The 19,993-nt window shown below is 52.5% G+C and carries 11 protein-coding genes; 4 read left to right on the forward strand and 7 right to left on the reverse strand.

Going from position 1 to position 19,993, the window contains the following annotated elements; translation table 11 throughout:
* The first annotated feature begins 268 nt into the window (after positions 1-268).
* Both KK078_RS22980 and KK078_RS22985 read left to right on the forward strand, forming a co-directional pair.
* Positions 269-781 carry a hypothetical protein gene (locus tag KK078_RS22980; protein ID WP_254092671.1) on the forward strand — a complete coding sequence of 171 codons (513 nt, stop codon included), beginning with the start codon at positions 269-271 and terminating at the stop codon, positions 779-781.
* A gap of 160 nt (positions 782-941) precedes the next feature.
* The gene (locus tag KK078_RS22985) at positions 942-1,391 is read left to right on the forward strand and encodes a hypothetical protein (RefSeq protein WP_254092672.1); all 450 of its coding nucleotides are present in this window, start codon (positions 942-944) and stop codon (positions 1,389-1,391) included.
* Positions 1,392-1,695: 304 nt separating this feature from the next.
* Here the strand turns inward: KK078_RS22985 and KK078_RS22990 are convergent, their stop codons facing one another.
* Positions 1,696-3,321, reverse strand: a complete 1,626-nt coding sequence (locus tag KK078_RS22990; protein WP_254092673.1) for an Ig-like domain-containing protein — start codon at positions 3,319-3,321, stop codon at positions 1,696-1,698.
* Positions 3,322-3,829: 508 nt separating this feature from the next.
* On the opposite strand from KK078_RS22990, the gene KK078_RS22995 reads away from it, so the two are divergent.
* Positions 3,830-4,621 (forward strand): Ig-like domain-containing protein, encoded by a 792-nt coding sequence (locus KK078_RS22995; protein ID WP_254092674.1) that lies wholly within the window; start codon positions 3,830-3,832, stop codon positions 4,619-4,621.
* A gap of 140 nt (positions 4,622-4,761) precedes the next feature.
* Here the strand turns inward: KK078_RS22995 and KK078_RS23000 are convergent, their stop codons facing one another.
* Positions 4,762-5,289 carry a hypothetical protein gene (locus KK078_RS23000; protein WP_254092675.1) on the reverse strand — a complete coding sequence of 176 codons (528 nt, stop codon included), beginning with the start codon at positions 5,287-5,289 and terminating at the stop codon, positions 4,762-4,764.
* Positions 5,290-5,952: 663 nt separating this feature from the next.
* On the opposite strand from KK078_RS23000, the gene KK078_RS23005 reads away from it, so the two are divergent.
* Positions 5,953-9,975 carry a two-component regulator propeller domain-containing protein gene (locus KK078_RS23005; protein WP_254092687.1) on the forward strand — a complete coding sequence of 1,341 codons (4,023 nt, stop codon included), beginning with the start codon at positions 5,953-5,955 and terminating at the stop codon, positions 9,973-9,975.
* A gap of 48 nt (positions 9,976-10,023) precedes the next feature.
* On the opposite strand, the gene KK078_RS23010 is transcribed toward KK078_RS23005, so the two are convergent.
* From KK078_RS23010 to KK078_RS23030, 5 genes are read right to left on the reverse strand one after another with little or no spacing between them, the layout of a single operon-like run.
* Positions 10,024-12,168: an endo-1,4-beta-xylanase gene (locus KK078_RS23010; RefSeq protein WP_254092676.1), complete on the reverse strand. Its 2,145-nt coding sequence runs from the start codon at positions 12,166-12,168 to the stop codon at positions 10,024-10,026.
* A 20-nt stretch (positions 12,169-12,188) separates the two neighbouring features.
* On the reverse strand, positions 12,189-13,298 hold the full coding sequence (locus tag KK078_RS23015; RefSeq protein ID WP_254092677.1) for a DUF5627 domain-containing protein: 1,110 nt from the start codon (positions 13,296-13,298) through the stop codon (positions 12,189-12,191).
* Positions 13,299-13,332: 34 nt separating this feature from the next.
* Positions 13,333-15,111 (reverse strand): RagB/SusD family nutrient uptake outer membrane protein, encoded by a 1,779-nt coding sequence (locus KK078_RS23020; protein WP_254092678.1) that lies wholly within the window; start codon positions 15,109-15,111, stop codon positions 13,333-13,335.
* 26 nt (positions 15,112-15,137) lie between these two features.
* Positions 15,138-18,089 (reverse strand): SusC/RagA family TonB-linked outer membrane protein, encoded by a 2,952-nt coding sequence (locus KK078_RS23025; protein ID WP_394370590.1) that lies wholly within the window; start codon positions 18,087-18,089, stop codon positions 15,138-15,140.
* Positions 18,046-19,992: a RagB/SusD family nutrient uptake outer membrane protein gene (locus tag KK078_RS23030; RefSeq protein ID WP_254092680.1), complete on the reverse strand. Its 1,947-nt coding sequence runs from the start codon at positions 19,990-19,992 to the stop codon at positions 18,046-18,048. The genes KK078_RS23025 and KK078_RS23030 overlap by 44 nt, the downstream gene beginning before the upstream one ends.
* Position 19,993: the final 1 nt, after the last annotated feature.

The raw sequence follows: 19,993 nt of genomic DNA on the forward strand, positions 1-19,993 counted from the left end.
TTTTAGTTTCCGTGTCCACCGAAAGCCGGTTTGCAGGTTTCGGAAAGAACACGTTAACGCACGGAAACCCGGTTGCCGTTGTCAACTAATCTGTCATAACTATGGCAACCAATATCCTGGACCGAAACAAGGTCAAGAGATCGGCCAAATAAATACATCATCTTTATTATACTTATTTGATCTTGTACACTCTTTACACTAGTGAAGCTGCGACCTGTAAGTGTATATCCAGCCACCCTACAACCGAATCACGCCTAACTTTCAACAAATGAAAAGCATCATTTTACTGTTTACATTATTATTTTGGGCCATTTCAAATGAGGCGTCAGGCCAACGGATTGGCGTCGGCATAAGCTATGCTACAAGCAACGCCGTAGGCTTTGAACTCCTCTACTTAAAGGATTATCGCCACCTCTTCAAGTTGGGCGGTGCATTCCAAATGTCGGACATGCGTGGAAAGGAGGTCGAGAATCAACTGGCAAATTATGGACAAACTACCGACGGAAGTGGCGAATCCTTTTTCAGTATCGACTTAGGCTATGGACGAGTCATTAAGCAAAAATGGATCGTGGACGGTGAGTTGTCTATTGGTTCTAATAGCCATTACACTAACTTTATTGACAGAAGATTTAGCGATGACGGTTATCACATAATAACCGCTAGAGAATCTGTCGTTGGTGTTGGTGTGAATGGAAGCTACATGATTAACGAGAATTTTGTCATTTTTACCGGTTTCAATACACTGAAAAAGTTGCAGGTTGGTCTTCGGATGATCCTGTAGAATAACAGAGCGCCTTGAGATTTCAGGCCGGCCCGCGTCGAAGTAACGGTGAATTTCTAAAAACAGGAATTGCAGCGCTGTAGCTTCCGTGTCGATCTGGTGAAAATTCGGAATACCCTTGCATGATGTGCGGCATTGAAAAGGAACAAACAACCGTACGATGAAACAAACCATACTTTTCCTGACTTTTTGTTTTCTAATGCCTACCGTTTTCGCCCAGCAATATTTGTGGACGACACAGACAGGTGACAGTGCAATCGGTAAATTCCAAAAACAGATCGCCCTGGCAGACGTTACCGGCGCGGTGCTGGAGTTTTACGACCAGTACCAGCTATACCACGATATGGCCGGTTACAGCAAGGAAGCGTTCATCAAGACAGTTGACTTCGGCTTCAAAGATTGGAGTTGGCTGAATGACGTGCACGAGCTTACGGTGTTTGCCGTGCGCACGAATGCTGGGCAGGGTTCAGTCGTGATCGTGCTATGCGTGAGCAATGACAACGTGAACATGCTGGCATTTGCCAACATGGCCATCGCGGGAAACTACAATTCTCGGCCGACCCTATCGCGCGAGAAGTTCACGAGGTGGTTCCAGACGCTATTAAACTGATCTTTGGTCTCTTGATATGATCCACTATATATTGTGCGATTTGGAGAACAAATTCGTGCATTTGTCCGCGCGGGATCCGATGAACCTCGAATTGTTGCGCCCCTACAGGGCTTATACGTGGTTTGTGTGTCCGTCCGCCCCAGGCCTCCGCGGGCGCTTCAGCCTGGGCTGTGGTATTTCGCCCTTTCAGGGCTGGCCGGATTATTTCAATGCCATTCCAACACTCATCCCGTATGAATTCCAGCGAACCTAATTCTTCCAAAGCCGTTCTCGAAAACAATACGCAGGTATTATCGGAGAGGACTTACCGGCGAGCCTGCGTGGCAGGCTTGTTATGCCCCGATGGCTGGCGCCCGGAACCTCCGGCCCAGAAGGGATACAGGGTATGGGTGCGACGTGGCACGCTTCCGCCGAAAAACATGCCGTCGGTGCCACCGGTACTGTTGCGGATGTAGTTTTTCAGTCCGTCGTATCCGTCAAATCCGGCGTAGTCGACGGCGGTGAAGTAGGTTTGTGTAGCAATGTTTGTTTTTGGTCCGCTGCCAGGAAGTGGCGTAGGAATCCTGGGAAAGATTATTTGCTGCGTGCCGGGTGGCGCGAATATCTCCCGTGTTAAAGAATATTCGTTGCTGACCATATAGCTATAATAAGCATCGACGCCGGTGCCGGTTACTGTGCCTTCGATGTCGTTGTCGGTGATGGCGAGGTTGAAGGAGGCACTCAGTGCAGTGCCGTCGGGCAAGCCGTTTAGATTATTACGGTGAAATTCTCCTTCAAACTCATAGTAGTATTCGTGGTAGTAGGAGGCAAATGCGTTGCCCGGATATGCATACTGCAAGGTATTGTTCAAAGTATTAAAGCGCCCGATCCAGAATAATTCGTTAGGGGCGGAATTTGCGGGGACTCCCCAAAGGCCAACCGTACCGACAGGAAGTTCCGTTGTGACGGTTTGCTGCGTTGTGGGTTGGTTTACCTGGCTGAGGTCGATCGTTGGATTCAGACCGGCCGTAATGTTGGACGACGTCAGCCCATAATGCGTAGGGTACCGTACGCCCGTGACGGGATCGATAACGTCTCGGGTAATGAATACTTTGCTGTACGGGTGGCCATAGAGACCAAATGTAGTTTGCGTGGGCGTATTGAGCTCTTGGTACGTACTGTTGATCGCTACGGAATAGTCGGCACCGGGTATGGCGTTGCTGAAGCTGACGGACGCGCTGCCATAATTGGGCGGTATATAGCTCTCCGTATGATAGCTACTGATGACCCAGGGGCCGCGTTCTACATGACAGAACGTCTGGGCGCGCGTCAACCCAAAGGTGACGATGTTGTAGAGTTCGGTTACGTAAAAAGACGCGCCATCGAACCCGGGTGCCCGCAGTCGCAGTGTGTCGCCCGGGTGATACTCCTGCACGACGATTGGTTCACCCTGCTCGTCAGAGAGCAGGATGTAGCCCTTTAGGGGAGATTGCCCTGGCGGCGAGAAAATATCGGCGGGTATATTGATCGACAGCAGAATGTTGCGCACGGTTATCGACACCTGCCGTGCCTGTTGACCACCCAGGCTGTCCCTGGCAACGATGGTGAGTGTGTGCGGGCCGTCTTCCAGCGGCTGGGTGTCAACAGCCAGCGAAAAGGAAGGGGCGGTGTGGGTGACGATGGCTGTGCTGTCAAGGCTTACGGTCACGCTTTCAATGCCGGCGTGGGGCGGTGCTGTAATACTTAGCGTGAGGATGTTCCAGACCAGGCCGTCGCTGGGAATACCGGCTACCACGATGTCGTCAGCGGTAAACAGGGTGCTGGCGGCCGGGGCTTTCGTGTCTGCGGGGGCGATTTCCTCCTGCTCGTGGCAGGATAGAGCTGTCAGGGCGATAACCAGGGCGAAGGCAACGGTATGCGTCCATGCCCGGGGAGAATTACTGCTATACATGGTAGAATAGATAGAACGTTTAGCAATGATACGGAATTTTTTGACGATTTATAGGCGGGCGACTATAAAGAAAACCCGGGGGTGATCCAGGGGCTCAAACGATTCTGGCTTTAAAAACGAAGGAGGCCGTCTCTGACTTTTGAGACGGCCTCTTTTTTGTTTTCAAGGTTTTCTCGGAAGCCACCTGCACAACACCGGTATGCCCGGTTCCAACAGACTCACCCCGTATGCATCCATCGAACCGTATCTATACCATGAACCTGCAGATCAAATCATCGTGAGCTTCTGTTTTACCTTGTCGTAAAATCTGGAGTCAATGTGTTACGGGCTCAAAAATGTAGCGAATATCGCTAAACGGGTAAAAACTGACGAAGCACAACGCCTGGGATACTATAAATCTCCCAAAAACAACGGATTCATTACATGCGGAAGATTTTACCCACGGTCGACCATTTACCTTTCTTTGCATCCGCTACTTTCGTTACAAACGAAATCAATAAAGATTCTCATGAAAAGAAAGATTTACTTACTCCTGGCGGTATCCGCCGCTTTTATGACCTGGTCTTGCAGCGATGATGATGACACCGTTCACGTCACCGAAGTGAACGTCAGCGACGACGCTTTCACGCTTTTCCTGGACGAAGAAAAAACCATCACCGCCGAGGTCATGCCGGCGAATGCCGGCAACCCGGCCATTGAATGGAGTACCTCTGCCGCAGACGTGGCCACGGTAGACGCCAATGGCAACGTAAAGGCCGTAGCACCCGGTACCGCTGTCATTACCGCGAAGGCGAAGGACAATGCCGTAACCGGCACCGCCAATGTTACGGTGGTCAACGGCTTTGTATTGGGCACCGAGCGCACGGAAATTAAAGCCGCCTACTATGACGACGCCGACCTGGGCGAGACCGAGGGTGGTGGCTTGAGCTTCTACTTCTACTCCACAACAGAGGTTGGCGACGGAGAGGATTATAGCATCTGGATCGATATCCCGACGGAAAGACTGAACACGACGTTCTCGTTGACAGAAGAAGATCCGTACAACTGGAGCTGGTGGATTGAATACCAAAAAGCTGAGCCGGCCGTGCATTACGAGGGATTTGGCTCCGAGGGGAGCATGGAAGATGTCGTGAGTGGCACTATGAGCTCGAAAGTAGAGGGTGGTGGCAAATTCACCGTAACATTCGACATTCTCCTGACCGACGGAAAAACGCTGAAAGGCAAATACTCCGGCGTGATGCTGGACTCGGAGACCGCCAACGGTCGTGTAAAAAGAGAAACGGTAAACAGAAATCGTTAATACGGAGTCCGGCTTTATATCGATACCTGCCCAAGGATAGGGCAGGTATTTTTTTGCTTTCCCCTGTCCCAAATCACCCCTAAAGTCTGTATCCCCTACCTCACAAGTCTGCCTCGGAAAATAACCAGCACCGCGCGCTGCTATATTTCCTTTAACATCCGATCGTATATTCTTAAAAAGAATTTGTGGCTGATATACTCATGGAAAAACCAGGTAGCGATAGCTGCGCTAAGAACGAAAACCTTTAGTGCCATCGGTAATGTGGCAATGGGCATGAAAATTAACATACCTATGGCATTAACAATCATACCGCGAGCAACGCGATCACGGCTGCTGCGCATGTCCATTTGATTCTGAATATCTTTGTATTGATGTTCTATCAGTGCTTTCACTTTTTGTGATTTCCGCAAATCAAAAACATTCTCCTCCCGTCGATAATGCATGTATTCAGCGAATTTCCTCACTACTTTCGTTTTAAACCAATACGTCAGAACGAAGGCAATGCAATCGATCAACATGCCCAATATATAAGCAACCGGGACCAGAAAAATTCCAAAAGATTGAATTTCCTGTTTGGGAAAGGTTGATGGACAAGAAATAAAAATCCAAAGCAGCGTTATCGCACCGGAGATCAGGTGCTCAATAAGTAAACCGGGTAACGAAATCATTTCAGGGTCATTAAAAATGTTATAAAAAGTGGATTCCTTTTTGGTCTAACTGTCGCAGCATCAGATTATTTTTTACACGTGATCAAAAAGAACGGATGCTATAATCCTGGCCGGATCTCTCACCGGTCCCTCTACCCGCAACACTGTAGCGTCGCAGCCGGAAGGTTTCCGGTCGCTGAGATCAACATTGACCCGTAGTGCCGGAAAATCCTGCTCAAGAAGCATGATGTTGGCAAATTAGACAAATTTCTCGCATTTGAGACATTAGGATGGGACCGTTACACGACAGGAACACGTGGATGGATGGGATTTACCAAATGGTAAAATCAGCACTCATTACAGGAGCCAACAAAGGCATTGGCTTCGCCACAACCCGGGAATTATTACAACACGGCGTCATCCATAGCGCGGGGAAATATGCGTGGCCAGATGTAGCAGCGGCATTACCGCAACAGACCGTTGTGACCAAATATAGGCCAAACAGGAAGCCGCGCCGTTACACGCGTGTTACAGAAATTTTTCCGTATGTAACATAAAGTCATTAAATTGGTTATCAGATCATTAATTCATAAAAACAGTACGGTGGCATTCAAGTACCCCATAGTAATTCTTCTCGTTTTTACATTTTCCCACGGCTATACGCAGCCTGGAAAGTTGTTTACAGTGGATGCCGAGCTCTCCAGCAGCATGGTGAACGATATTTACCAGGATCATCACCAGGTCATCTGGATGGCAACAGACAACGGGTTGAATCGGTATGACGGATCCAAATTCACCGTGTACAAAAACAACAGGAATGACAGCACGTCGCTGTCGCATGACTATGTCAGGGCCGTGTCGGAAGATAGAAAGGGCCGACTATTTGTAGGCCTGGTGAATGGTTTGCAGTGCTATGACCATGCGTTCGACAGGTTTCAGGCCGTTCCGCTGCGGCTCCTGGACGGTAAGATATTTCCGGCGCATGTCACCGCCGTGCTGGAGCGGAAGAACGGCACCATTCTTATCGGGACAACAGGGCACGGGCTTTTTGTACTCCGGGAGAACACCGGAAAGCTTGAAGCGCAACAGCTGGCCACCCCGATGCCGAGCTATCTGATCAAGACGCTCTACGAGGATACGCATCAGAATTTATGGATCTGTACACAAGACAAAGGTCTTTTTCGGGTCGACCCGCATAACCAGCTCACGCAGCCGGGCATTGCCGGAGACAATGGAAATATTTTTACGTTATGCGAAGATGCGAAAGGAAACCTGTACGCAGGAAGCGGCACCACGGGGCTCTATACGTACGACAAAAAGTCAAATACCTTCACCCCCACCCTGGCAGCCGCGTCGCGATTGCCGATCACGAAGTTATTGCTGACGCGTGCCGGCAAAATCCTGGTCGGTACGGAAGGAAGAGGCCTCAGCCTGTTTGACCCTGAAAAACAGGAGCTCTCGAACGGCAATTTTACCGTGAGCACCATCAACCTTTCACGAAATAAAATTCACGCGTTATGCGAAGACGATGCCGGCAACCTGTGGATCGGGGTATTTCAAAAGGGCGTGGCGTTATTACCCTCCAGGACAAAACGTTTTCAATATTATGGTCACCGCTCGGTCCAGCATGATGTGATCGGTTCCTCCAACGTAACAGCGCTCCACAAAGACCGGCTCGGCATGCTGTGGGTGGGCACAGACGGCGACGGTATTTATGGCCTCGACAGCACGGGCAATCGAAAGGTACACTTCAAACCTTCCGGGGAGGCGGAGAGTGTACCGGCTACGATCCTGGACATTTACGAAGACTCCGACCAAAACCTCTGGCTGGGATCGTACGACAATGGCATTTGTATCGTTAACCGCGCCACAGGGCGGTGCCGGTATATCAACCCGTTGCTCATACCAGACGACGGCCAGGTGCCCAAGGTATTTGAGATGGTAGAGGATGAAGAAAAGCGTCTCTGGATCGCAACCATGGGGCTGGGACTTTATTCGCTCGACCTGAAAACATCCGAAGTACGGCACTACAGAGCGGTAGGCCCCGGCTATCGGCCTGATCTCGATGTGTTACCCAACGACTGGATCAATGCGGTTTCTGTCAGCAATAAAGACAAGCGGGTATATATCGGCACGGCCGATGGATTGGGGTGTCTGGACTTGAAAACAGGAAAGTTTAACGCCGCGTTCCATGGCTCCAGCCGGATCCTTCCCGGCGTCATCGTCCACACGGTGTATGAAGACGCCGCGGGCATACTTTGGCTGGGAACCTCGGAAGGTCTCATCGCGTATCACCCGACAGAGGGCAGTTTGATGAAACTGACGGTGGAAGACGGCTTACCCAGCAACGTGGTGTCTGCCGTGCTGCACGATACCCTGGACCACCTTTGGATCGGCACCAACTACGGACTGTCGCGGGTGCATAAGAAAACGCACAGCATCGTTAACTACTACCAGGACGACGGCTTACAGGGGAATGAATTTTCAGGTGCAGCCTATGCCGACGCGCATGAATTACTCTTCGGCGGCATCAACGGGATCACGATCTTTAATCCCGGTCATATCACCGACGAAGCGAAAAAACTGGAAGTGCACGTTACCGGCTTTTACATTCACAACCAGGCGGTGAAAAAAGGAATGAAGTCCGACGCGCGCGACATCGTAGACGCCGCCGTCATGGATGCCGACGTGTTCGAGCTTTCGCAGAAAGATAATTCTTTCACCATTGAATTTTCAGTCATGGAATTCAACAATCCAAACCGCATTGCCTACATGTACTCCTTGCAAGGAAGCCATGAGTGGATCGAGCTGCCCCCCGGAAAAAACACCGTAACGTTCAGCGATATGTCGCCCGGCACCTACGCGTTCCGCGTGCGGGCAAAAGACTACGGAACGTATTCGGAACCGAAGGTGATTTCCCTTGTCGTCCATCCCTTCTGGTATTTTTCGTTTTGGGCGAAACTGGCGTACGGATTTCTGGCGTTGGTTATTGCCGGTGTTATTGCACAACAGATCCGGCAGCGTAAAGAGACGAAGCGTAAGATACAGGAGCATATCCACGCCAAACAGCTGAACGAAGCAAAGATCCAGTTTTTCATCAACATCGCCCACGAGCTTCGTACGCCGATGACACTGATCCTCAGTCCGCTGAAAAAACTCATGACCAAAGACAAAGATCGTGATCGACAACGGTCGTACGCGGCCATGGAGAGAAATTCAGACCGCATTCTGCGTCTGGTAAATCAGCTGATGGATGTTCAGCGCGTGGATCGCGGCCAGCTGGTGCTGACCTTTCAGGAAACGGAAATGGTTGCGTTTATCACCGAGCTCTGCCGCGCATTCGATGAACAGACACGGATGAAGGAAATAGACCTCTCCTTCACCCATACTCCGAAGTGTCTTACCGCATGGGTCGATCCGTTCAATTTCGACAAAGTGATCTTGAATATATTGGCCAATGCCCTCAAGTTTACCCCCATCGGGGGAAAGATCCAGGTTACATTGAGCACGTGTATAGAAGAAAATGCGGCTGCCGCACCTCGGGAATACCTGCAGGTGGACATCGCCGACACGGGAAGCGGGATCCGCGAGGGAGAATTGGAGAAGGTCTTCGAATGTTTTTACCAGGCACGCGACAGCCACCATAGCGTCAGCTCGGGCGCCGGGATCGGCCTACATTTAACGCGTTCCATTGTAGCGTTGCACCATGGCAGAATATGGGCGGAAAACAATCAGAACGGGCAGGGCTGTCGGTTTGTTTTCCGAGTGCCATTGGGGCGGGCGCATTTGAAAGCCGAAGAGATCAGGCTTCCGGAGACAGGACAAAAACCGGCGCATGCCATCGAGATGCCCGCCCGGGCCGTGGTGGATACCCCCGGGGCAAAAGTGAAGTCCAAAAGTACCTACCGGGTGCTGGTCGTAGACGATGACGCCGAGATCCGGCAATACATACAAACAGAAATGGCCCGCGACTACCACGTGTCGACCTGTAAGAATGGAAAAGAAGCGCTGTCCTACGTATTGCAACATGCCCCGGATGTCGTCATTTCCGACATCAGGATGCCTGAAATGGATGGCATAACGTTCTGCCAGAAGATCAAGCAGAATGTGAACATCAACCATATACCGGTCATTCTGCTCACCGCCAAAATGGAAGAAGAATACACGATCGAAGGATTGGGAATCGGGGCGGACGCATACCTCCAAAAACCTTTCAACGTAGAAATCCTTCGAAAGACCGTCCAGAATGTCATCCGCACCCGCGAAATTCTGCGCAACAAATTCACGGGAAATCAGCTTCAGAAAGATAAGGTTCAGGATATCGTGTTGGCTTCCTCGAACGAGAAGCTGCTGACGCGCATCATGGGCGCCATCAATAAGAATATATCCAATCCGGAGCTGAACGTAGAGATGTTATCCCGCGAAGTAGGGATCAGCCGGGTACATCTGCACCGTAAGCTCAAAGAATTGACAAGCCAGTCTACCCGGGACCTCATTCGGAACCTTCGCCTGCAGCAAGCCGCCAGATTGCTTTCCGAAAAGCAGATGAACATCACCGAGGTTGCATTTTCAACGGGCTTTGTCAACATCGGGCATTTCTCGAATTCATTCAAGGATTTCTACGGCGTGCCTCCGTCGCAGTACATGGAACATCATCTCAACGCAGCAAAAGAAAAAAAGCTGGCGGACAGAAGCATTCCCGAGTAAGAGGGCATCCTTGTGAGACGCCCTCTTTCAACATACGCAGGTGCCATGCTATTTCAAGGCATCGCTGAAGGCTCCATACGCGCGTTTGCGGGCATATCCCTCCGTCCACAACCCGATAGGCTCGCCTGCCCGCCAGGATGAACCCGCCGGACTGTCCCGCGGGCTCCAGACGGTGATGCCGTACTGCTGCTTCACGGGAATGATCTCCAGATATTTCTCCACCACGAATTTATACAGTTCAGCCTGGGCCTGGTAATGATCATCGGTCGCTTTATCGGTTTGAACACCAACGCCGATATCCAGTTCGGAGATCTTGATCAGCTTGCCCGTCTCCGCCAGCAGCTCGAACATGGCCACGATCTTTTCTTTGTCGGCAGCGGTACTGATGTGCATTTGCGTTCCGATGCCATCCACACGTCCGCCCTGACTTTCGATATATTCGGCATACTGGATCAACCCTTTGCACTTATCGAGGCTATACTCGAGGTTATAGTCATTGATAAAGAGCTTGTCTGTGCTATTGCCATACTGCACGGCCAGTTTGAACGCCTCCACGGCATAATCCTTACCCAGATAGTCCTGCCAGTAAAACTCGTCTTCGCCCAGCTCCCTTCCCACGCCGGTTTTTAATTCATACGGGTTTCCATCATCCATGGGCTCGTTCACGACATCCCAGGATTGTACATACTCCCGGGATACTTCCATCATACCGGCAATCCATCGATCCAATTCATGGCGGATAATCTCCCGCTTCTGCTCCGGCGTTTTTTCAATGACCTGCGCGCCACCGCCGTCGGGGTTGTATTTCGTTACCGCGATATTGTCGAAGTAATAGCTCGTAGCCGTATTGCCAAGATTAAAAGCAATGGCCGTTACACCCGATGTTTCTGCCGTGATCGTTATTTCCTTGACGTACGGCGCCCAGGTGGTCGTGGCGCTGATCTGACCGAAGAAATCCCAGTGTTTGTACTGATACGGAACCACATGCGCCTGGGTAGAGAACGTTGCGGCGGCATCGGCGCGAATGTCCAGGCGCAGTGTATATTTTTCACCCACTGCCGTAGGTTGCGGAAACGTAAAAAAGAACTGACTGTTCCAATCGTTTGCCTGCACCGCCGCGTTGGTAACTTTCAGCGCGCGCCCTGTGCCGGCAGCCCCGGGGGAAGAAAAACTTCGGGCCGCCTCGCCATTGGAGGTATAGTTAGCTTCACTGTCGGTTTCGAAGTCGTTCCCCGACATCAGATCCCACGTGGGTCCGCCACCGCCGCTTTCATTGAGCTTCTTCACGGTGACGTTGTCGAAGTAATAACTGGTCGCGGTGTTCCCGAGATTAAAGGCGATGGCCGTAACACCAGACGTTTCTGCCGTGATCGTTATTTCCCGGGTGAATGTTGCCCAGGTGGTGGTGGCGCTGACCTGACCGAAGAAATCCCAGTGTTTATACTCATAGGGGACAACGTGGGCCTGGGTGGCGAACGCTGCCGCAACATCCGCCCGAACGTCCATGCTGAGCATATACTTCTCTCCTACGGCCGTAGGCTGAGAAAACGTGACGAACAGCTGACTGTTCCAATCATTGGCCCGCACCTCGGCGTTGGTAACTTTCAAGGCCCGGCCGGTTCCATCCGCCCCCGGCGTGGAGAAGCTACGTACGGCTTCGGCGTTGGAAGTAAAGTTGGATTCGTCGTCGGTCTCGAAGGTGGCAGAGGTCACAACGTCCCACGAAGGTCCGCCGGTACCGGGGATGACAGTCGGTGCAATCGTACGGTTCAGATAGCCGGCATTCTGATTGGCATGCCAGCACAACGTATGACCGTAAACCGATACATTGGCAGCTTTTGCTGTAGAAATAAAACTGGAGACACTGGTAAGATTGAGGCTTCCGTCATCCTGAACCACGGCGCCATGTTTCATTTCCCAACCGGCAACGACTTCATCAAAGTTCGATACAATCATGCTGTAGTCTACTCCCTTTTTTGTGAAGTCGCCGACGGAGATGCCGGCACCCAGTGTAAAATTGGGGTTGGCTCCGCGGTCCACGTATGACTTCAGCACATCGTATCCGCGGAGGTATTCCAGCTGCGCCAGGTTGGCCGGCTTATTTGCGGCGAAGAACAATTTACTCTCATCGGCGCAAGCAGCCAGCACCGAAACGGCCATCAGGGTTATCCAAAGTTTTTTCGAGCGTATCATAACATCGCTGTTTATCCGTATTATTCTTTATAAAAAGGCGTTAACACCTCCACCTTGACGCCCCGGTCGCGAACGACCAACGTATCATGGGTGACATAACGAACCTGGTCAAGTCTGTCGGGAAGTCCCAAGCTAGGGTACCGGGTTTCCACCTGGTAGCTGACGTCGTATTCCAGGTATAATGCATCCCGATCTTTGTTGCCCCAGCTCTTCTTCTCCCCCTTTTTTACAAAGACCCCGTTTCCGGTCGCAGCAATGTTGAACACGCGCACGGAATCGTTTACATCGTATGCCGCCGTCAGGGGCGCAACAGTGCACTTTTCGCTTTCATCGAAACGGAGCTTCAACGACAAACCGAGGTTGAGCCCGGCGTACGATTTGTAGTCCTGCGGATACGCAAGCTCGTGCAACGACAACGTGCTCAACGCACGGACCTCGTCCGCTTCCACCGTAGGTTGATGACGCGTTACCGAGGACGCGGCCCCGTTAACGGTGATCTGATCTTTACCGCGCCGGAGATAGTTGGAATGCCACGGGTTGATGAATTTAACGAAGTACAGAACGTAATCTTTCGGCTGAATATCCCAGTGTGCCGTATTCACGCGGTCGGGGCCCTCCACCTTGGCCGTGCCGGCGAGGATGGCATCGGCATGGGTGACGTTCACCATCCGCAGGGGAATGGCATAGGTGGTTCGCAGGGCATTGGGGTCGGCAAAGAAGGCGTCGGTAAACTGCACGCCGACGGCACCCTGCAGGGTATGATCCAGCGAGATCTGCTCTCCTGCCAGTGTATAATAGTTTGCCGGCATGGCCCGAACGGCAACGGTACGGGCGTCGTCGAAAAACAGGTTATCCGCCAGGGAGTTATCCACGGCAATTTCGATGTCGATCTTTTTCCTGTTCTGATACACGCCGCCCATGGTCGCATAGATCTCGCACCGGTGCTCGTTGTCAAGCGATGTATCATAGATATCTTCGCCCAGCACAATGGTTCTGACCGGGTATTGATAGGCGAAATACACGGTGCTCTTGTCATAATCCGGGAACTCGATCTCCTGGTTTTCGCACGACATCGTCCATACGGAAAGAAGCCCGCCACACACCATCGATTGTATAGTATACCATTTCATATTTTGCTATTTATCGTCTTGATGAATCCGCTATTTACCAGCCTGCATTTTGTTGCAGCAAGCTCCATTTATTGATTTCGCCATACGGAACAGGACCGTGATACATATGTTCCTGGTAATTCCGCGTTTCCACCTGTACGGGGGTATAGTGCAGCGAATTGCCGGATTGGGAGATCTCAACGCCACGGACGGTTTCGTTCAACTGACCGATGTCTACTTTCCACCGGCGAATATCCCGGAAGCGATGGTTCTCAAAACAAAGCTCCAGGCGACGTTCGTTGCGGATCAGTTGTCGCATTTGCTCCTGGTCGTTCTTTACCGATTCGAGATACGCGTCGCCGCCGGTGATCCCCGCGCGTTGACGAATGGCCCGGATTACATCATAGGCCGAATATGTATGCGTGCCGGTGCCGGTAGGGCCCCAGGCCTCGTTCGCAGCCTCCGCATACGCCAGGAAAATCTCGGTATAGCGGATGCGCGCGGTGTAGTGCTTTTGATTCGTGTTGAACGCCGGATCGGGGTTGACGTCAGACCGCAGCAGCTTTCGCAGGTAATAGCCCGTGCGGGTCGAGAATCCCTTCTCCTGGTTTATGGCATCGTTGTTTGTGCCGTACGTACCGGTAATGATCACAGCGGCTGCCGGCCCTTGCTGGCTTTCGTTGACGACAATATATTTTGTGAGCCGCGGATCGCGATTCTGATAGGGATTGTTCGCGTCATAGCCACTGGACGCATGCGTGATCGGGTAACCATTTGCCATGGGGAATGCATCGACCAAATTCTGACTGGGGTTGACCCGGCCGTTTCCAAACAACGACGGTGGGTAGTTGTCCCGTTCCAGGTCCAGGCTTTGTGTAACATCGCTCCGCCAGAGGATCTCGGCAGGCGTTTGTCCCGAGGCCAGTTGCTCCACGCCGGAATCGGCCGTATACCACGTGCCCCCGCTCGGGGCAAGACCGCCCACGCCGCCAATGCCGTTGAGCACCTGGGCGGAATAATTCGCGGCAGCTTCCCAGGTAACATTCGTACCCGCACGGTAGGCAGGGCTGGCCGCGAGCAGCGCCGCCTGCGCGCGGATGGCCTCCACGATTCTTCCGGACATCCGGCCGCGCATATGCTCGCCGTTAACACGTTCATACTGCGTAGCCGTTAGTCCTTCGATGCCCGCGTACCTGGGTGGAATTTCTGCCTGCGTGAATTTTTTATAGTCGCGGGGCAGAAGCTCTAGGGCCTGCTCGGCGTCTCGTAAAATCTGGTCGATACACTCCTGGAACGTGTTTCGGGGTTTGTTGAAATCAGAGGTCGGGGTTTCGGGTTCGTTGACAAGGGGCACGCCCAGCAATTGTCCATCCAGCGTCCAGCCGCCGTGGGCGAGCAGCAGATGATACAGCTGCAGCGCACGCAGCCCATAGGCTTCTCCCTTCAGGCGATCGCTGAACAACATGCGAATGGTTTCGTCGTTTGCCCAGGCTACCTGGTCGGCGTTCGCCAGGAACAGGTTGAGGTATTGTATGGCATTCTTTCGCCCTTGCCATTGCGACGTGGGGTCGTTGTTTGCCGACCATGCCCCCGAGGCCATTTGCAAAAAGGCGTTATCGATATTGTTGGAGACGGCATCATCGGTTGCCACGTCGGTGGTAGGGGATGCCGAGTATGGAAGGAGAATGTACGCGTTTGCCAGGATACCCTGGGCATACCCCGGCTCCTGATACATGGCGTCGAGTCCGCGTATATTTTCCTTGGCCGGATAAAAGACATCCTCGCACGCCGTAACAAGCAGGAAGAGGGCGAGTAGTTTTATGGGATTTTTCATCGTGTAATGCCTGTTTTGTGAAGGTTCTAAAATGCTGCGCGCACACCCAGGTTGTAGAATCGTGTTTGCGGCGCGCTGGTGGTGCTCGTCTCGAGAATCTCACGTTCTTTGGAAATCGTCAGCAGGTTTGCGCCGCTGAGGTAAACCGAAATGTCTCGTACGAAAGATTTCTCCAGGACCTTACGCGGCACGGCATAGGTGATCTGGATCCGGGCAAGCGTAAAGCGGTTGGTTTTGTACAGCCAGAAATCAGAGCTGCGAAAGTTGTTTACGCCATTCTCCGTCGTCAACCGCGGATAGGTGGCCGTTTCTTTTGTTTCTTCCGTCCACCGGCCGCGAACCACTTCCGAATATTTGCGATTACCGTACACCCAGAAGTACGAGCTGTTTTTCATGGCATATCCGCCAACATGGGCCGTGCCGAGCGCAAACACTGTAAAACCCTTCCAGCGGGCCGTGACGTTGACACCGCCGGTAAACGGGGCGCCGTTCCAATCGGCGCGTCCGAGAAAAATTTCGTCGCGCTCGTCTATTTTATTGTCGTTATTCTGATCGACATACCGGATGTCGCCGGGGCGTATGGTCCCGCCGAACTTCTGTTGTGGACTGTTGTCTATTTCCGCCTGATCCTGGAACAACCCGGCACTTTGTAAACCCCAGAGGCCATCCAGGGGTTTGCCCGCCCGGTTCCGATAAGCATCTTCAAAATTCTCATCGACGCGGGTTGCTTCGCTCTTATAATACATCCCCACCAATCCCCACGACAACCCGACCGCTCCTAGTTGTTTGTTGACATTTACAGCGAAGTCGATGCCCTTGCGCCGGTGATTGTTATAATTAGTGAAGGGCATGAAGGAAGCGCCCGGAAAGCCTGTCGCAAAATAGCTGGGGTACTGCGTCGCCGGCTGAATGATCAGACCCTCCATCGTGTTGATAAAGAACGAAGCGTTTGCCGTAATCAAATCGTTCCATAAAGATGTGCTGACGTTGGCGGCGATTTCTTTCCGGTTGACGAAATCCAGGTCGCTGTTGCTACCGCGCAGGGAGTTTGTTGAGCGCTCGACCGCGCCGTCGTACCACCCCCACCACGCGCCGTTTGCCTGCGTATAGTTTTCTTCCGAAAGGTTATACTCGCCGATGTCCATGTCGGTCTTTAAAACACTTCCGGAAATGCCCACGGTCAGATCGTTCACGACCGACGACGTAGCCAGGAAGCCTTCTTTGCTCAGCTTCCATCCCAACGTTGCGGACGAGGAAAGTCCATTGCGGTCGCCTGCCGCAAGTTTTGCAGACCGAACTAACGCCAGGGCCTCGCTGGCATAGTACTTTTCGCGATAGTTATAGTCAACGGCCAGCCCGAGGTTGGCATTGCCGGTGCGATGATATACCTGCGAGCGGGTCTGCTGAAAGCCTGTTGCCAAAAGCTTGGATTCCAGGTGGTGCCCGCCCCGGAGCGGCGATACATAATTGAAATAACCCGTGAAAGCAATGGTTTGACGGTTGCTGCTGCCGGTAATATTCTGAACGCCCGACTTCCGGTCATTGTTATACTTGGTGAGATCAGCGATGACATCGGCACCGTTGTAATCGGACCACAAAGGCTGGTATACGGCGTAGGAGTTGTTATACGACGACGTGTACGAGGTGGCATAGTCCACCGCATATTGGGTATGAAACGTAAGTCCCTTAGCGACATTCGACAGATCGAAGTTCAACCCGGCGTCGAACTGAAATTGGCGGCTGGTCCATTTGCTGCTGCCCGCGGCATAATAGTCGGCGACGACATTTTGAAGATCCGTTTGGGAACCGCCCAGGAAATATTTACCGTCGATGATATTACTGCCGCCCCCGACCGTCCGGAGGGCGTTTAACGCATTCGGGTCGATGTATTCCAACGGGATCAGCGGCGCCACGCGGTTGGGACGCGCGGTGGCTGCGTACGTCCAGTACGTATCGGTATTGTTGGCGTTGTTCGGATCGCTGTCGGCGGCATTGCCGCTGCGTGCATTGTAGAATGTGGCGTTTGCATTGACAAATGCGGTGATCTTCGTGGTGATATTCAGGTCAATATTGCCCCGGACGTTGAAACGGTCCACGTAATTGTTTTTAGCCTCTCCGAAATCAAACACATCGCCCTGGCGCAGATAACCGAGGTTGGTATAGAAACGGGACCATCCATTTCCGCCCGCCAGCTCCGTGGTAACATCGGTGCGATTGTATACTTTTTTCAGGTAATCGGATGAATAATAGTCGACATCCGGATAACGATACGGATTGGCACCGGACGCATAGTGATAGATCTCGTCATCCGTATATTGAATGGCCTGACCGTCGTTGATGCGCGCCTCGTTGTAGAGTGTCATGTATTCGGCCGATCCAAGATATTTCGGGTAACGCTTCGAAACATGAAAACCGGTGTTGACACGAACATTCACGTCCAACGGTTCTGCTTTGCCTCTTTTGGTAGTGATGTACACCACGCCCTTCGCGGCGCGACTGCCATAGAGCAATACAGACGACGCACTTTTCAGAAACGTGATTTGATCGATTTCGGTAGGCATAACATTGTTTGCATCGCGGGGAACCCCGTCTACCAGCACCAGGTACTCGCCCATGCCCCACATCGAATTGCCGGTCCAACCGCCGATCAGGCCTTCCATGTTGTCCAGGCTATAGATTGTGTAGTTCTTCTCCAGCAGGCTTGCCACGTTCACGGTAGATACCCCGTTGGGAATATCGTTTTCAGCGACATGACGGAAGCCGCGGTGCGTGAAGGCGTCGGGCTGATGGCCGGCAATCGTCGAGTCGGCGTTGTCACCCTCGATTTCCTGCGCGACGATGACGGAGGGAAGGCACAACGCGGCGCATAAAATGAAACTTATTCGTATATAATATTTCATGTGTATATTTTTGTCTTGAGGCATAGGACAGCAATTACCAGCCGGGGTTCTGTGCAAACTCCGGATACATCGATACATCGGAGACTTTCAGCGGGAACCAGTAGTGACGCGTGCCGAACTGCCGCGTCAGGATGACAACCTCCCGGAAGTTGGCTACCCGCGCTTCGCGGGGATCGTTTGTCTGAAAGAAGTCGGCGTCTTCGAGCCGGTCGAACTCCTGCGAAGTCTTGACGTTGTAAGGAGGCTCCGTGAGCAGCAGCCAGCGCTGCAGGTCATTGAAGCGAAATCCTTCGAACGACAGCTCCACCGCACGTTCTCTGCGCACCTCGTCGATAAACCGGGCGCGGTCGCCCGTATACGATGCGTGGACGTGTCCGGCGCCGACGCGGTCCCGGAGGGTGTTTATAGCATCCTCCGCAGTCTTCGTGAAATTTGTTGATTTGCCGGTGGCGCCTTCGAACGCCGCGCACGCTTCGGCATACATCAGGTAGATGTCCGCCAGGCGCATGTAGGGAAGGTAGACGTGAAGATTGCCGCTCCAGTTGTAGGCGCCATCGTATTTGTTGGCCGTATGCGGAACGAGCTTTTGAATGAAATAGCCGGTACGGCTGCCGTTGGTGGCCGCCCGCATCGTGCCGTTGGTATGAAGGCCGGCATACCGCAGGTATTCCATGTCGGAAGGCATCGCGGCGTTGACATATTTAAATCCGTCAAAGACGATGTCGTGATAAAATCGCGGGTCACGGTTCCGGAAGGGATACGCCGGATCAAATCCTGAAGCAGGGTCGTTCAGCGGCAGGCCATTGGCCATGCCGTAGAAGTTTACATAATTGGCCGTCGGTTGATGAATAATATTATCATGCTCGATGATGCCCGCTACTTTCGGACCGAATGTCTTTGTCGTATTCCAGTTGCTGCCGTTGACGTCCGTGGAAGAGCCGCGGAAAATGGCCTCGGTAGAGCCCGGCATAAGCCAGTTCTGCCCGGTGGTATAGAATATATCGCTGAACCGCGACGTGGCATCGTCGGCCTTTTCGTGATCGTAGACGTTTTTGTAATCGAACTGCGCAAGCGAATACTGGGTCTGACCACTCTCCACCAATGCCAGCAGCGCTCCGAAGGCTTCCGCGGCTTTTTTGCCATACTCCGCGTTATAATGATACGTATTTCCACCGCCCACAGAAGCGCCGTGCGTCATGAGCGGACTGGCCGCCCACAGATAATTTTTGCCCAGATAGCCCAGCGCCATGATCTTGTTGATCCGCAGCTGATTTTTCCCTGCTGTGTTACCCCCCGCGGAAGTTTTATCCCAATCGATAGGCAGCAAGGCAGCAGCCTTCGCGAAATCTTCCCCGGCTTTATCCGCACATTCCTGGTAGCTGAGCCGTGGCAGCATGGGGCTCTGATCTGCGGGCAAGACCTGGTCGATGTACGGAAGGCCCCCGAAGTATTCCATCATTTCAAAGTGCCACCAGGCCCGGAAGAAATAGAGCTGGCCGGCGATGAGGTCCTTCTCTTCCTGCGAGGCTGATAAAAGCTTATCCAGGTTCGCCAGACCGATATTTACCTTGCGGATGCTATACCAGGCATGGGGCCACAACGCGTGATTAAATTTGTCCGTCGACGTCGGATCTGTCGTGGGCTTGTCCAGCCACGCGCCGGGCTGACTCAGTCGCCCCGCCTGCCACGCCCAGAAATTGCCCAGGTCGACCTGGTTGGTCATGTGCCAGTTTCCTTCCAGGTTAAAAACCTCGTCGTCACCCCAGTTCCAGGAGGTTGTCCAGTAGTGTTTTTCCTTGTCGGGAATGCAGTTATATATTTCTTCTATATACCCCTGAAAGTTGTTGAAGTTTTTAAACGCTTCACCTTCGGCCACGATCGCGTCGGCCTCTTTATCCAGGAAGTCCTGACAGGACAAAAGCGCAACGGCGGTGGCGAAGAGCAGGTGGCCCATCCGCCGTGTGTTATAGATCTTCTTCATG

This window comes from Dawidia soli, assembly GCF_018598185.1.
Lineage (GTDB): Bacteria > Bacteroidota > Bacteroidia > Cytophagales > Cyclobacteriaceae > Ohtaekwangia > Ohtaekwangia soli.